This is a genomic window from Butyrivibrio sp. TB (genome assembly GCF_900110805.1).
Classification (GTDB): domain Bacteria; phylum Bacillota; class Clostridia; order Lachnospirales; family Lachnospiraceae; genus Butyrivibrio; species Butyrivibrio fibrisolvens_C.
Genome location: NZ_FOER01000016.1, coordinates 93,210 through 109,912, shown reverse-complemented (window position 1 = coordinate 109,912; position 16,703 = coordinate 93,210). Strand labels below are relative to the sequence as shown.

The 16,703-nt window shown below is 40.1% G+C and carries 10 protein-coding genes and 1 pseudogene; 8 read left to right on the top strand and 3 right to left on the bottom strand.

Features of this window, described 5'->3' with window-relative positions:
• Positions 1 to 191: pseudogene (locus BMX21_RS11835) on the bottom strand (ISNCY family transposase); the annotation flags it as partial.
• Positions 192 to 367: 176 nt separating this feature from the next.
• Here BMX21_RS11835 and BMX21_RS11830 point away from each other — a divergent pair.
• From BMX21_RS11830 to BMX21_RS11810, 5 genes are all read left to right on the top strand, one after another.
• The gene (locus tag BMX21_RS11830; RefSeq protein ID WP_177174022.1) at positions 368 to 2,716 is read left to right on the top strand and encodes an AraC family transcriptional regulator; all 2,349 of its coding nucleotides are present in this window, start codon (positions 368 to 370) and stop codon (positions 2,714 to 2,716) included.
• Between the two features lie 880 nt (positions 2,717 to 3,596).
• The gene (locus BMX21_RS11825) at positions 3,597 to 4,595 is read left to right on the top strand and encodes an ABC transporter permease (protein WP_242952915.1); all 999 of its coding nucleotides are present in this window, start codon (positions 3,597 to 3,599) and stop codon (positions 4,593 to 4,595) included.
• A gap of 255 nt (positions 4,596 to 4,850) precedes the next feature.
• The gene (locus BMX21_RS11820; protein ID WP_092044604.1) at positions 4,851 to 5,741 is read left to right on the top strand and encodes a carbohydrate ABC transporter permease; all 891 of its coding nucleotides are present in this window, start codon (positions 4,851 to 4,853) and stop codon (positions 5,739 to 5,741) included.
• Positions 5,742 to 5,792: 51 nt separating this feature from the next.
• Positions 5,793 to 7,562 (top strand): type 2 periplasmic-binding domain-containing protein, encoded by a 1,770-nt coding sequence (locus BMX21_RS11815; protein ID WP_092044601.1) that lies wholly within the window; start codon positions 5,793 to 5,795, stop codon positions 7,560 to 7,562.
• 210 nt (positions 7,563 to 7,772) lie between these two features.
• Positions 7,773 to 9,422: a cytochrome c biogenesis CcdA family protein gene (locus BMX21_RS11810; RefSeq protein ID WP_092044598.1), complete on the top strand. Its 1,650-nt coding sequence runs from the start codon at positions 7,773 to 7,775 to the stop codon at positions 9,420 to 9,422.
• On the opposite strand, the gene BMX21_RS11805 is transcribed toward BMX21_RS11810, so the two are convergent.
• Positions 9,411 to 9,695: a hypothetical protein gene (locus BMX21_RS11805; protein WP_092044595.1), complete on the bottom strand. Its 285-nt coding sequence runs from the start codon at positions 9,693 to 9,695 to the stop codon at positions 9,411 to 9,413. The two genes, BMX21_RS11810 and BMX21_RS11805, sit on opposite strands and share 12 nt — an antisense overlap.
• A gap of 187 nt (positions 9,696 to 9,882) precedes the next feature.
• On the opposite strand from BMX21_RS11805, the gene BMX21_RS11800 reads away from it, so the two are divergent.
• On the top strand, positions 9,883 to 11,019 hold the full coding sequence (locus tag BMX21_RS11800) for a cysteine desulfurase family protein (RefSeq protein WP_092044593.1): 1,137 nt from the start codon (positions 9,883 to 9,885) through the stop codon (positions 11,017 to 11,019).
• A gap of 125 nt (positions 11,020 to 11,144) precedes the next feature.
• Here the strand turns inward: BMX21_RS11800 and BMX21_RS11795 are convergent, their stop codons facing one another.
• Positions 11,145 to 13,202 (bottom strand): methyl-accepting chemotaxis protein, encoded by a 2,058-nt coding sequence (locus tag BMX21_RS11795; RefSeq protein WP_177174021.1) that lies wholly within the window; start codon positions 13,200 to 13,202, stop codon positions 11,145 to 11,147.
• A gap of 373 nt (positions 13,203 to 13,575) precedes the next feature.
• Here BMX21_RS11795 and BMX21_RS11790 point away from each other — a divergent pair, with 373 nt between their 5' ends.
• The gene (locus BMX21_RS11790; protein ID WP_092044589.1) at positions 13,576 to 15,297 is read left to right on the top strand and encodes a methyl-accepting chemotaxis protein; all 1,722 of its coding nucleotides are present in this window, start codon (positions 13,576 to 13,578) and stop codon (positions 15,295 to 15,297) included.
• A 148-nt stretch (positions 15,298 to 15,445) separates the two neighbouring features.
• Positions 15,446 to 16,702: an AAA family ATPase gene (locus BMX21_RS11785; protein ID WP_092044586.1), complete on the top strand. Its 1,257-nt coding sequence runs from the start codon at positions 15,446 to 15,448 to the stop codon at positions 16,700 to 16,702.
• Position 16,703 lies beyond the last annotated feature (1 nt).

Below are 16,703 nucleotides of genomic sequence, written 5' to 3'. Positions count from 1 at the left end.
AGAGCTTTTAAAGGGTATTTACGGGATCTTCCCGTTGATGCATAGAAATGATTTCTAAAGGAAATCGGAATAATTTCATCAAGATCGATATAGGTTTCTAATAGAGACAGAAATGCAGGCTTGTCATTTTCAAATTTATCCTGGCAGTCTGAATAAATATCAGCCAAAGAAAGCTGTTTGTATGGTATCATATATATCAGAATAACTCCTTTCTTGAGTGTTGGTAGGTAGTTTTTGGACAACTCTATTTTACCATATCCGGTGAGGGGTTATTCATTTTTATTGCAATAAAAATGCCGTATTTATGCGGCTTTTGGCGTTTCGCAAACGCCTAAATGAAAGTATAGTTATGGGGGGAGAAAGTTATATGAGAAGAAATAAAAAAAGAAGTACTGACAAACAGATCCTGTTGCAGTATTTTTTGACTTATTTTATCGTTTTATTCATTCCACTTGTAATATGCTGTAGTTACTATGTCAGAATGCTCTCTGTCATAAGCGAGGATGACATTAGGGAGAAGAAAACTGAGCTTATTCATAATGCTACACTTGTGGATAATTTTATGGAGGAACTTGACTCATTTTCCGGTATGCTTGCGGGACTTCCTGCAGTGAATATCTTCAGATTTCAGGATAAAGTTCTGGAATTCCCAAATACTAATGAAGTCAAAAATCTTCAGGATAAGCTCTTTAATCCAACCAGAATTAACAGTTCTGTTTACGGATACTATATTTTCTTTGATAAAAGTAGAACTGTCATTAATGACAGCATCGCATATGATTACAAGGATTTTTATAACTTGTATTTAAGGCGTGAAGAAGATCTGAGTTTTGAAGACTGGGATGAATATCTTACTACTCAGCTGGTAAAAGGCGTAAGCAGGGCTCAAAAGTACAGATGTAAAGATGAAAGATCTATCGAACTTCTTGCATATTCATGTCCTCTTCCCAACAACGGATACGATACCAGCAGCGGCTATGTTCGGATATTCTTTGAAGAGAATGTTCTTGCAAGTCTTATGCCGGTTCCGGAAAAAGAGGGACTTCAATATATCCTGAACGATTCCGGAGATATTATCTATTGCAGATTCGCAGACTCTCCGTCAGAAAATGCGTATGGCCTTGTATTACAGGCAGAAAGCAGCCTCTTGGATGAACTATGTCAAGGCGGCAATATAGATACTGCTGATACAGATGGGATATTAAAGCTATCTGTCCTTCTTGATGGCAAAAAATATATAGCACTTCGTTATGAATCACCATCTGGGTATACATACTGTTCACTGCTTCCTGTAGTGCAGTTTAATGCAAGACAGACTACGAGTATGATCAGTCTGACAGTGTTTATCCTCTTGGCAGCAGCGGTTGGTCTTGGCCTTTGCTGGCACATGTCTGCAAGATCGGCTACTCCTTTGACTAAGCTTTTAAAAGAATCTCTTAACATTACGCACAAAAAAGAAGAACAAGGTTCTGCATACTCAGGCCTAAATGATGTTTTCCAATATCTTGGAAATGTGAATTCGGATCTTATAGAGATGATGGAGGAGCAAAAACCTTATATAAGAACAACAATTGTAAATAGGCTTTTGTTTGGTAATCCGCTATCACAAGGAGAATATGACTGGCTGGAAAGACGCCTTGGCTTTGAATACAGAGGCAAAGTATTCACAGTACTCATCTTTAGAGTTACCTTCCTTGAAGGCGATGAGCAAAACAGTGTTGACCTCCAAAACACATATATTCTATCTCTTATAGAAATAATACAAAAAGTATTGCCAGAATGCCTTTATGCTGTTACAGGTGAAGCTCAGGTATCTGTGATATTAAGTACATCGAAAGAGTCAAGAGATATGGTCACATCTGAAGCAGGAGAGAAGATCATGCATATAAGAAACGAACTTCCCGGAGATCTTGCTGATAGGATGCTGGTATATGGAGGAACGACAGTAGATCGTGTGGAAGATATCTATGAATCCTACCACAACGCAGTATTTACATTCATGAATGAAAAAGGTCAGATAGCCAATCATATCATCTGGTATCAAAATAATAAAGGTAAAATGGCAGCAGCTTTCCCTTATTTTGAGCTGTCTGTAAGACTTACAAGACTGGTCACATCAGGTGATGAGCAGGGACTTCATGATGCTCTTAAAGAGATCATGACAGAATATATATTTGAAAATAATCTCCCGGCATGGCTTGAGCAGGTGCTTCTTAATGAATTACAGGCGATATTGTTCAGGATCATAGTGGGCCTTGAACTTGAAGAATCAGAGACTCAAAAATACTACTGCGAGCTTGAGAAAAATCATCAAAGTCCAATCCTTGAACAGATTACTAACACACTGGGACTGTATCGAAGACTATGTGCACATGTAAATGAAATGAAAGATATGGAAGCCGGGAAGATGATGCCGGCGATCGTGGCATTTATTGATGCCAATTATGGCGACCAGGATCTGTCACTTACTATGGTTGCAGATAAATTCGGTATCAGTGTTCCGTATCTGTCATCGCTATTTAAAACATCTGCGGGAGTTAACTTCTCAAGCTATGTAGAAAACGTCAGAATAGAAAAAGCAAAAGGTCTTTTAAAAAACACATCCATGACAGTGGGCCAGATATCTCAGGCAACAGGTTATGGATCCTCCAACTCCTTCTGCAGAGCCTTCAAACGAGTAACCGGCAGCAGCGCATCCGAGTATCGCAGGGTTTAAGAGTGGATGCCCTACTAGAACAATATATTTCACCCCCTTGCAGCTGTGATGGCATTGGGTGTTTATAAAGTTTTTTCTCGTCTTGAAGGTTTTATAAATTCAAGGCATGATATCTGAAGCTCCATATTCCGGGGTCTGAAACTCGCTTCGCTCGAACATGCAGACCCCATGCGGAATATGAAGCTCCATCTATCACGCTCTTGAATTTTATAAAACCTTCAAAAGAACGAGAAAAGACTTTATAAACACCCATTGCCATCACAGCTACAAGGGGGTGAAATATATTGTTCAAGTAGGAAGTGAGGTAATAAGGACTGGTGTTTGGGGTAGATGTGTATATAAAAAGCAAATGAAGAAATGAATAAGTAAAATGAAAAAATGAATATCTGCATTTAGATGCATAAAAAGACCGGGTGTTTTTATATTGCCCGCTTTTTTATTTTATCAGTAATTTAGGGCATTAGAGCACATTAAGAAATGCATAAACGAAAATAAAAAGTGAAGATTTATTTTTGAAATAAAATGTGTGAAATTAGTCATAGAATAATAATTCGAACTTTCACTTGGACGGTGCAGCATTCTCAAAGGCATTGCAGGGGCGGGCAGAATATAGATCAATTTCACGCTTTTAATTGTTTTATAAAAATTCAAGAGCGTGATAGATGGAGATTTTTATTCTGCCAGGGGTCCACATGTCTGAGCGAAGCGAGTTTGGACCCCAGAATAAAAAGCTCCAGATATCATGCCTTGAATTTATAAAACAATTATAGCGTGGAATTGATCTATATTCTGCCCACCCCTGCAATGCCTTTGAGAATGCTGCACCGTCCCGGCGGAAATCTAAAGTTAACAATTCAAAGATGGGAGGTATGAAAGTGGTATGACAGTATCCCGGGTGGACATGATAAGTAAAGAGGAGCTTGAAACCAAAATGCAAAAAGAAGAAAAAGTCTGTACCAATAAGCGCAGATCTTTCGGGCAGTATTTTAGGGGGCACTGGCAGTTATATGCAATGATAACACTTCCAATCATTATGCTGTTTATCTTTGCATATGCACCTATGTATGGAATAATACTGGCGTTTAAAGATTATAAGGTGAGCCTTGGTATCTGGGGGAGTCCTTGGGCATCACATCATGGATTCAATAACTTTATCAGATTCTTTCAGAACTATAACTTTAGAGAATGTCTTCGTAACACAGTTGTTCTGTCGATGTACTCGATGCTGGTAAGTATGCCATGTTCTATCATTTTGGCAATATCCTTAAACTATGCCAAGAATGTTGTATTTAAAAAGACTGTTCAGATGATCAGTTATTGTCCGTACTTTATTTCTACAGTTGTATTTGTAGGTATCATCAACATGATCTTTGATAACAGATCAGGTGTTCTTGGTAATTTCCTGTTCGGCAATTTTGGAATTAATGTTTTGGGAGATTCCAAGTTCTTCTCATCACTTTATGTATGGTCAGGTGTATGGCAGGGTGTTGGCTTTGGAGCAATCATATACATGGCAGCTCTTGCAGGTGTAGATCAGGAGCAGCATGAAGCAGCTATCATTGACGGAGCAACTCTTCTTCAAAGAATCTGGTATGTGGATATTCCGGCTATTATTCCTACAGCAGTTATCATGCTGATACTGAATATGGGAGGAACTTTGAACATAGGATATGAGAAGATCCTTGCTATGCAGAATCAGAACAACATATCTGTTTCAGAGGTTATCAGTACCTATTCCTATAAAGTGTCTTTGGTATCAACATTCCCGGATTTTCCATATTCTGTAGCGATAGGTCTTTTCCAGTCGCTGGTAGGTCTTATTTTGATTCTGATTACTAATAAGATTGCAGATAAGCTTTCAGGCAATGGTTTTCTTTGATCGTATATCTATAAGAGTATCTGTGCACTTATATAAATGATGTAGGTGTCCAAAGTGACTTGTGACGCCATATGATCTGTAATCAGAAACATAAATATGACGTAAGTATCAAAAGGAACTTTTGATACTTGCATCATGAATATAGAAAGAGAGTATAAGTTTGAAAGTGTTCCACTTTCAAACTCAAATTGATGACGCGAGCTCCATCAATTTGAACCATTAGTCACTCGTTTCACTCGCGACATGAGGTTAGCTATGAATCATAAAAAGATATCACAGGATAGTGTTGTATACTTTATCAATTACATTTTGCTGGCGCTGCTTCTTGTGGCAGTTTTGTATCCGATCATATACATCATCAGTTGTTCCTTCAGCTCAGGTAATGCTCTTATGACCGGCAAAGTTAAGCTCCTGCCTGTAGAACCTACTCTGCAAAGTTATAAGGCAGTATTTAAGTACCAGAGTATCTGGACAGGCTATCTTAATTCCATAATCTATGCTGTTGTTGGCACTGCCATAAGCATGGTGATGACGCTTCTTGCAGCATATCCGCTTTCAAGGGATGATTTCAGAGGTAAGAAGATATATATGTTCATCATACTTTTTACCATGATGTTCTCCGGTGGTCTTATACCTACTTATCTGCTTATCAAGAATCTTGGTATGATGGACACTATCTGGGCTGTTGTACTACCGGGGGCAGTTAGTGCCTACAATATCATTGTTGCCCGTACCTTTTTTGCCAATACTATACCAAAAGAATTGTATGAGGCTGCAGAAATGGATGGGTGTTCTGACTTTAGATTTTTTATAACAATAGTACTTCCACTGTCTACACCTATTATTGCAGTACTGTCTTTGTGGGTAATAGTAGGACTCTGGAACTCATACTTTGGACCTATGATCTATCTTAATTCTCAGGACAAGTATCCGCTTCAGCTGGTGCTTAGAAAGATCCTGTTATTATCACAGGTCAACTTGAACCAGAGTAATATCGACCCGGAGACGATCAGGAAGAACCAGTATCTTGGTGAGATGCTCAAGTATGGAACGATAATTGTCAGCACACTTCCGCTTATGATCGTATATCCGTTTGTACAGAAGTACTTCGTTAAGGGCGTTATGATAGGTTCCGTAAAAGGATAAAAAACGGAGTCTTGTATGTGACATCCGTTTATAAAAATAGGAGGAAAGTTTATGAAGAGGACTAAATTGTTACAAAAATCACTGACAGCATTGTCTGTGCTTACACTCATGACAGGCTCCATTGCAGGCTGCGGATCAGGCGCAGGGAGTGAAGGCGGCTCTGGCACGCAAGCTGCAAACGGGGATTCAGATGCTTTTAACTTTAGCTCACCCAAGGATGTGGTGTTCCCACTTAAAGAAAAGCTCACACTTACAGTATTTGTAAATAACCCAGATCAGAGTGTTACAAGTTATCAGGACAACTGGGTTAACGACTGGATCGAGGAGCAGACCAATATTCATCTTGATTATATCTATGACCTTACAGGAGATGAAGCAACTCAGAAGCTCAATCTTATCATGACTGATCCTGATTCCATGCCTGACTTCTTCCTTCGTACAGGCTGGACCAAGGCAGAGGTTACTTCTTATGGTGACCAGGGACTTATCATTCCGCTTGAGGATATGCTGAGTCAGATGGACAACTGGAACTGGCTCAATGAGCAGAGCCCTATGAGAAAAGCAGATCTTACCATGGGCGATGGACATATTTATACATATGGCGGTGACAATGAGTGCTTCCATTGTCAGTATCAGCACCGTATGTACATCTATAAGCCATGGGTTGACAAGTACCTTGGCGGCAAGCTCCCGGAGACAACAGAAGAGCTCTACAACTTCCTTAAGATGGTCAAAGAAGATGATGCCAACGGCAACGGTATAGATGATGAAGTTCCTATGAGCGGATACATCGGCGGCTGGGCTAGTGATCCTACAGTATGGATGATCAACTCTTTTACCCAGAGTGTTAACCCTCTTAGCAACACTAATCCGACAGTTGCAGGCGGTATGGTTGTAAATGACGGCAAGATAGAATACGCTGCAATGAAAGATGAATACAGAGAAGGACTTCGCTATATGCACAAGCTCTTTGAGGAAGGACTTCTTGATAACCAGGTATTCCTTCAGGACAACACACAGTTTGAGGCTAAGGTAGATGCATCAGAAGTTAATAAAGTTGCCATGTACCCTGGCGGCGGTATGTCATGTGATGAGTTCTGGCAGGAAAAAGACGGTGAGTGGCAGAACTGGGAGATACTTGCTCCTGTTGCAGGACCTGATGGTGTAAGATACTCTGCACGCTGTGTACAGACATATTTTGAAGGATGCCTTGGAACAATATCTTCTACATGCAAATATCCTGAGATCGTAGTAGCACTGTTTGATTTCATGGCTTCAGAAGATGCTGCTCGTCATATTGGCGGCGGCCCTGAAGGTATTGGCTGGAACTATACAACAGAAGGTGTATCCCTTGGCGGCGGTACTCCTACATATGAAACCTACAAGCTTCCTGAAGACTATGACTATGTCAAGGATGGCGGTCTTCCTAAGACATACGCAGACTATCGTTATACTCCTGATGCTATGATCCAGCGTTCACCTGCTGTTGAGAGAGCTTCATTAAGAGTTCCGGATCCTGATCATTCCGGTGAATACTGGTTACAGCAGTGGGCAGAACTCTATAGCCAGTATGCTCCTGCAGACGATACACTTGTTCCTAATCTTGCATTCGAAGGTGAGGATGCCAAGATCATCACAGAAGGTACACTTACAATTGGTGGTTATGTCAGCCAGGCACAGGTACAGTTCATCGATGGAAGCCTTGATATAGACAAGGATTGGGATGCTTATATCGAGAAACTTGAGGCTATGGGCGTAGATGAATATATTGCTACATATCAGCGCGGTTATGACGCATACATGGCTGCAGCCGGTAACTAAGGACAATTTTTATTAAAAGAAAAACCGGTTAGGGATTCCTGACCGGTTTTTCCATAAGGTGCACTTGCAAAACTTTAAATAACTCAAACTTCCAACTTGGACGAACCAGCATTCCCAAAGTCTTTACAGGTTTAGTCAGTATAAGAATCATTGCTACACTGTTAATCATTTTATGACTTGAGAAGTTTGAGTAAATAAGCGGAAGCGGATATGAGTATATCAAAAAAATCAAAACTTACACTGGTAGTTTTGGGACTGATCATTTTGACTATAACCGGATTATTTATGGGATATAGGGCGATAAAAAATGCAAATGGCTATGATGATAAAGACCTTGATGATTCAAAGACCGGTATAGAACTATATGTCCTAGCTCCTTGTGAAAGCTGTAATGAAGAAGAAAAATTCACTCAGGAAGTACTTGATAAACTGTCGAAACAAGGCACTACGGATTATAAGTGCACTGTTTATAATGTCTACAAAGAAAGCGGCGCATCACATTTTGAAGAAATAATAGAAAAATACGGACTTAGTATTGGTATACATGATCTGCCTGCTGCAATAGTTAATGGGGAAGTATATCTTGGTACATATGAGGAGATTAGTGAGGAAGTAGCTAAGACTTTACAAAGCGGCGGGGATATAGAAAATGACAGGAATTCTTATAAGGATAAGGTGCTAGAGCCTTATTCAGGTTCAAGCGTACAAGACATTGAGCATATGTTTGAAAATGAATCTGAAACTGCTATATATAAAGATTTATCAAGTATCGAAGGTGATTTTGCCATATATAAAGATTTATCAAGTATAGAAGATGATGACACGGTGCTTATATTGTTTGTAACAACTTCCTGCGAAGGCTGCACACAAGCAGAAAAGTATCTTCAAAGCGCTCTAGCCTTCGATAAGCAAAAGCTCCTTATCTATAACATAATGGAAGGCGATAATACGGCGGTTCTAAGAAAGATTATGAAGCTGTATGAAGTTCCTGATAATTTGCAGCAGGTTCCGATTCTTTTTTTCAAAACAGGGTACTTGTCAGGAGCGGACGCTATAAGGAAAGATACTCTTAACTATCTGGCAGATGCAGGCTTGGCAGGTTCCTGGGATGAGGTAGTATCTAACCTTAGTACAGAAAAAGAAGATGTAAGAATTTCTAAATTAAAGCTAATTGTAACCGGATTTATAAATGGACTTAATCCTTGCGGACTATCCATGCTGATCATGGTCTTATCTGTGCTTCTAATGTCAGGGAGAAGCTTTGGTAAAGGAAGTATATCTTATCTTGCCGGTAAGTTTATAACATATCTTGTACTGGGACTATCTATTGGAACACTTCTTGGCTTTATACAAGGCAGGGTATTTGGAACAGTATATGTTGCAGTTAATATAGTCTTTGCAGTAGTATCTACCTGCTTTGGACTTTTTTATCTGGCAGATTTTGTCCACGTCTGTAGACATGATTATGGCAAGGAGAAGCTAAGACTTCCGGAAGACTTTAGAAGATGGAATCATAACATGATAAAGAAACTATCGGGGACAAAAGGATGGCTTTTATATCCCATGCTCTTTGTCCTTGGAATAGTGATATCTGCAGGAGAATTCCTATGCACAGGGCAGGTGTATCTGGCAACGCTTATCTATATGGCAGGACATAATGGTGTATATGGAACAGGACTTACAGGGGATCTTGTAATCTACCTTATAGCAATGTGCATCCCTATGTTACTATTGGTAATATTCGTATCCAAAGGCCAAAATGTAATGTCAGCATCACATCTGTCACTTAAGATCCTTCCATTTATCAAGCTGTCATACAGTGTTTTTTTCTTTGTACTTGCTTTTAGTTTATTGCTGTGAAAATGAAAGCTCGCACTGCCCTGGAAAACCTGTATAAGCGCAAAAAAGATCTTTAAATTGGGGATCTGAAAGCATATTGTCAAGCTCTGCAATAAGGCGTATCTGTACGGCGCCCCGGTGTATGGCGCAGGGCTCTTTGTCATTAAAAAACTCTATACTTTTTTGAATAATGATATCTTCTGCGATGGGAAGGGTGTCCCAAAGACCGTCGTAGAGCACATCTGTATCAAGTGTGACTTTAATATAACGTTTCTTTTTGCGTTTTAATAACATACTGGCCTCGAGTCATATTGCTGGGGTTAATGTATCAAATATGGGGTAAATCGGTTTCATCGATGAAGCTATTTGACTACTGAATCATTGTATCATGAAAAGCGCAGTAAATGCGTGCTTCTGTAATTTACGTTCAAGAAGCCGTACTATTTATGATTTGTATAAGAAAGAGAGACTTAAGTATAAAATGGACAGAATATATGCAGACTATGCTTCAACTACACCTATCACAGAGCATGCACTTATGGAGATGACAAGGTGCATGAAAGACTATTATGGGAATCCGTCGAGCGTGCATATATGCGGACGTGAGGCGGCGCGCATCCTGGAAGATGCAAGGCAGAGGATTGCAAAGTGCATCGGAGCATCAAGCTCTGAAATCTATTTTACTTCAGGAGGAACAGAGGCAGACAATCAGGCTATTTTGACAGGAGCCGCATATGGAAAGCGTAATGGTAAGCGCCATATTATTATATCAAATGCAGAACACCATGCAGTACTAAACTGCGCTCCTATGCTTGAGAAGGAAGGCCTTGAAGTCACACTCCTTCCGGTAGATAGAACAGGGCGCATGTCCGTGTCAAAACTTAAAGAAGCTATCAGAGAAGATACCTGCATGGTCTGCGCGATGTCAGTTAATAATGAAGTTGGAACTATGGCTCCTATTACTGAAATAGGGCATATATGCAAGGAAAGAGGTATATTATTTTTCTCAGACGGAGTTGCTGCTGCAGGACATATAGATATTGATGTAAAAGAGCAGGGAATATCCATGCTCTCACTATCCGGGCATAAATTTGGAGGTCCAAGAGGAATCGGAGTCTTATATGCAGATGCAAAAATACCTGTAGCCAATCTTATGTATGGAGGAAGTCAGGAGAAAACAAAACGCCCCGGTACTCAGAATGTTCCTGGGATAGTAGCTATGGCAGCAGCACTAGAAGATAGTACCTCGAATCTTGATAGAAATATACAAAAGGTAGAGAAACTTCGAAAACGCCTTTTAGAAAACCTGCGTGAAGTTGAAGGAATGTGGATAAATGGCGATCCTGTAAACAATTATCCAGGGATCATAAATCTTGGCTTTGAGGGCGTATCCGGAGAAGCTCTCATGCTCTTATTAGATCTTAACGGTATATGCGTATCAACGGGAGCTGCATGTAACACTGAGTCCGTTGAGCCAAGTCATGTACTTACAGCTATGGGGCTTGATGCTGACAGAGCAAGGAGCTGTATCAGGATATCTCTTTCTGGTGATAATACGGAAGATGAAATAGATATAATAAGTGAAGCTATAATCACAGCTGTTGATAAAATAAGGTAATAGCTGTAGGCGTATTGCATTATTAGCTGCGATACACCCTTTCTTAATACCCCTCATAAAAAGTCCCTGTCGCTTATATGTGACAGGGACTTTGTGTGCTCTTATTATACTTTTTTGTGTATATATCAGCGAAGCTTGAACTTGGCAACAACACCTGCAAGGTTCTTGGCGATAACTGACTGCTTGCTGGACATATCAGTTACATTATCAACAACTTCGGATACTGTGTTGACAGTATCTGTGATCTCAGATGATCTGGATGCTGTATCCTGAGTAGATTCTGTGATATTCTGGATAGCTGAGCTTACTTCGCTCATAGCACCGTGTATAGTTCCGACCATCTCAGCGATGGATGTTGATGTCTGTCCGAAGGAATCAGCATCAGCGCCGTACTGCTGAGCTACATTAACGAAGTTATCATAGTCAGGTGTAACAGTTTCTTTCAGGAAAGTAAGAAGCTCGTTGGTTGCACTAAGAAGATTGGAGAAGGCTTCCTGAACACCTGCTACAGTATTCTGAATCTCACCTACAGCTGCGCCTGTATCGCCTGCAAGTTTATTGATCTCTGTTGCAACAACTGCAAATCCTTTACCATGTTCACCTGCACGGGCAGCTTCGATAGAAGCATTAAGTGACAGGAGGTTGATCTGATCAGCTATCTCAGCGATAGAGTCAGCAAGTGATCCGATCTGCTGTACGACATCTGCCTGAGAGTTAGCTGTCTCGATATCTGCTTCACGTTCCTGAGCGATCTGGATAGCATGGTCATAAGCTGATTTTGAGCTCTCTTCAATATCTTTGGCTCTCTTCTGGATATCCTCAGCAAGACCTCTGGATTCATCAGCCTGACTTGCAAGAAGCTGAACTGATGCATTTACTTCTTCGACAGATGCATTAACCTGCTCTGTGGCAGCTGATGCGCTCATCATAGCATCATTAACGCCTGTCATATTGGACTGGATATTCTGGAATTCATTAGTAAGCTGATTAGCCATGCCTTCAAGAGTAGCACTTGCTTCATCAATTTTTTCAGATTCATCCGATACCTGAGTGATGACGCCCTTGTTGCTTTCATACATCGCATTGAGTGATTCTGCCATCTGACCAAGTTCATCGCCGCTCTTATTATTGATCTTACTAACTGTAAAGTCGCCTTCTGCAAGATGACCTGCAAATGTCTTAACATTATTGACACTCTTGGCAATTATATTAACCAGAAGGAGGATAGCAACAGCACAGAAGATTACTGATACTGCACATATAGCCATAAGAAGATTTCTAGTCTCGATTCTGGATGCGTCAAGTTCTGACTGAGCCAAAGTGATACAAAGCTTCCAGTTAACTTCCGGAATAGTATCGTAGAAGTATATATATTCGCCGTCAGATCCTTCAAATCCGCCTACGCCGCTTTCGTTAGCAAGCAGACTTTCTGCAACATGTGACATTGAAGGATCATCAGCTATATTAAGAGCAGTTGCAGTTTTTGATTCATCAACATCATATAGATATACGCCCTGTGATGACAGGAGTATAGGATGTGATAATGTACCAAGGGACATGGAAGATACCATATCCTGGATAGAATTAAGAACTGTATCAACTGTAATACATCCTATGCATTCTCCGCTTGCACTGAATATAGGAGCAGAGCATGTAGCCATGATAGTGCCGCTTGCTTCATCATAGTAAGGATCCGTGATCGAGGCATCAAGTGTAGTCATGGATACAGCATTTGTATAATATTCCTGGGTAAAATAATCATACTCCGCATTGGAATATTCATCTGTATATACGATGGTATCTCCATCTTTGTACCAGTAGGGGCCTGCATATTCCTGATTTTTATATACGCCTCTTGCAAACCATATACCGGCACCGGATATTACATCATTGCCTTTTATTACATTGCCAAAGATTTCTTCATATTGATCAAGATCTGTATATTCGTAGCTTGTACCAACTTCATTGGACAGAACTGTTGCAGTATTGCGCAGAGTTTCCAATGTTACATTTACAGAATTGGCATTGGCTTTAAGTGTCTGCATAGCCTTGTCTGTAGTCAGATTCTGATATGCGGAAGTGAATCTGGTCACACTAATATAAGTTACAAGTATTAGCGCGATTGCAACAATGGGAAGGATTCCGAGAAGCATTTTCATTCTGAGATTCATTTTTCTAAGCATACATACTCCTTTTGCTCGAATAATCAGAGCTTTTAATAAATATTGGATCCGTGTTTCTGATAAAAAAATCGTTTCTGAAAAAACAGTTATGAAAATAAACAATTGGTATTGGCTAAGGAAAACATGACTTATTCCTCGTAACAATACTTTTTCCATAGATGAAGCAATTATTTTTGAGCATAAATATAGCAAATTTATAAACCGAGCCACTAGTTGTATCGGCATAAAAATATCTTTTATTAAGTTTTTTCTTTTAAAAAAATATATATGTTAAGAAATGCTGATTATAGCCGATAAAAATGATGTATGGATTCTTTAGTTCTTTATTTTTCAATCTTTTCTATTCCAGGCAAAAAGGAGCCGGAGGTACATTATGAATATCAAAGGATTAATTGCAGCTGACAAAAATAAACTAAAAAATCAGTCAGTAGCTAGCAAAGTATCAGGGATTTTCAGAAATGCAAGTATAAGATTTGCACTTGTAATTGCTTTTATGGTAGTTACAATAGTTACTGCTGTATGGGGAGTCTATTCTATCTATTCAAGAGATCTTAAAGCTGATAATATTCAGGGTGAGATAAGAATAGATATACAGGCTTTGTCCAAACATTTCCTGTGGGCATTGTCCGCAACAACAGAAGAAGTAAGAACGTCGGAACTTGAGAAGATATCAGAAGCGTTCTCTGATTTTAACGGATATAAGGAAGAACTATCCAAGGTTTACGATAATGAGACCATGATCAATCAGTTCTATGAGCATCTTGCGGTAGTAGAATCCAATGGTAAGACACTTGAAGGTATGTTCTCGGACGGACATTCTACCAATGAAGATATCTTCGAGTATTTTGACGGAACTTTATATCCTTCTATTAATGATGTAGCATCGGATCTTAAGACTGTATCCCAAGAGATAGCAGAGCATGGTCAGGCTGTATATACAAGGACTCTAATTACAACAGGTGTTTCTGCAGCTCTTTCATTACTTATAATTCTCACAACAGTTCTGTTTATTGCAAGCGGTGGAAGTGCTCTTGCAAAGAGTATAGTAGAACCTGTTGATGAAGTAAGGACTGCTGCTCGTGATATGTCAGAAGGTAAACTTGATATCAACATTGAATACAGGGCTGAAGATGAACTTGGAGAACTTGCACATGACCTTAGAAAGTCTACAAGGTACACCGCTTCTATTGTATCTGATATAAGTGAATCTCTTGGCAGGATGGCAACGGGTGATTTTACCAAAGGAACTGATAATCCCAAGCTTTATATTGGAGACTATACACCTATCAAAGATGCTCTTGAAGATATAGCTGACAGGCTATCTACAACGCTTGCTCAAGTAAGAGAATCCTCTTCACAGGTATCTGCAGGTGCTCAGAATATGTCAGAAGGCGCTACAGCCCTTGCTGAAGGCGCTACTGATCAGGCAGCAGCGATCCAGCAGCTAACAGCATCTGTTTCGACAGTAACTGAGCAGACGAGAAACGTAGCAGATGCAGCTGAGCAGTCCAATGAGATGGCTCAGAAGGTTAAAGAAGATGTTGATACATCTGCACGTAAGATGCATCTTGTTACAGATGCAATGACCAGGATCACAGAAGCTTCCAAGGAGATAGAGCTTGTTACTAATTCTATAGAAGCTATTGCCAAGCAGACACAGCTCCTTGCACTTAACGCTTCTATTGAAGCTGCCCGTGCAGGTGATGCAGGTAAAGGCTTTGCAGTTGTTGCTGGCGAGATAAGCCAGCTGGCCAACCAGTCATCAGAAGCTGCCAAGAACACGCATCAGCTCATAAGCGATACTATGGATGAGATATCCAATGGTAATGAAGTTGTTGATGAGACCAAGGCTGCCCTTGAACTTGTTGTAGAATCTGTAAATCATGTATCAGAGATGATGACAACTTCCGGCAACATGGCCAAGGATCAGGTTACAAGCATGGAGCAGATAACAGAAGGTATCGAGCAGATATCCAATGTTGTATCCAGTAACTCTGCTACCGCTGAAGAGTCAAGTGCTGTATCACAGCAGCTCTCCGAAGAGTCCAGTATGCTCAATGATCTTATTGATAAGTTCAAGGTTAAGAACGGATAAGATACAGAGCCAAACATAATCTTTCAAAAACAAACGCCGTTCCTTGCTGCTATCTATTAAAGTGTAGCTGCAAGGGGCGGCGTTTGTTCACGACTGCGAAGATTTATGGTATTATCAAAAGATAATAAGCCAAAAGAGGTATGAATAAATGGATAAAAGGGAAAGAGAAAAACTTGAAGATGTTTTGAATAAGATTCAGAATACACAAAGCGGTATGCTTGGGGGGCTGTACGGGGATTTTTTTGGAAGTGGGAGTAATACAGGATCGAAAAGTTCTTTTGATAGCAGATTAGATTCTTCGCCCGTAAAGACTCAGGGAGGAATGAACATTTCTTCTGGTACTGAGGATCCTCTTGCGGATGCAAAGAACGCACTTAATGAATTCAATACCAAAGTAAATGAAGCCAGTGCCAATGGGGTAAGGCCTGCTACCAAGGACAATGTTTCTAATTCAGAAGAAGCGGATGCTAAGAACGAAGAACCCAAAGAGCCTGAAGAAGATCCAATGGAGACTCTTGATAAGCTTATAGGTCTTGATACTATAAAGGCAGATGTCAAGGAACTTACTAACTTTGTTAAGATCCAGAAGACAAGAAAAGATGCCGGTCTTAAATCAGTTCCTGTATCACTTCATCTTGTATTTACAGGCAATCCCGGAACAGGTAAGACTACTGTTGCCCGTATTATATCAAAACTATATAAGAATATCGGTGTTCTGTCCAAGGGTCAGCTCGTTGAGACAGACCGTTCCGGCCTTGTAGCAGGCTATGTAGGTCAGACTGCTATTAAGACTCAGGAGCTTATTAAGAAGGCTATGGGCGGAGTCTTGTTTATAGATGAAGCCTATGCTCTGTCACAAAAAGATGACGCCTTCGGCCAGGAAGCTATAGATACTATACTTAAGGCAATGGAAGATCACAGAGATGATCTTGTTGTCATTGTTGCAGGCTATACAGAGCCTATGGAGAAATTCATAAACTCCAACCCGGGTCTTAAGAGCAGGTTCAATAAATATATCGAGTTCCCTGATTATACAATAGATGAGCTTATGGATATATTCGATATGAACTGCAAGAAATATGACTATGTCATAGAAGATGATACAAAGCAGCATGTCAAAGAGCTTATCACCCAGAGAAAGCTTGCCTCTAACGGTAACTTTGCTAATGCCCGTGAGATACGAAATCTCTTCGAGGAGATCATCACTAATCAGGCATCAAGGATTGCAGGGATAGAAGACCTTAAGCCGGAAGATATGATGAAGATTACTAATGATGATCTTTTTGATAAAACAGGTGATGCCGATAAAACAGATGATGCCGATAAAAAGGATGAGCCGGCAATTAGTAAGTCTGATGATGTAAATAATGATGTTAATGAAATTAGTGAAGACTATAGTAAATGAC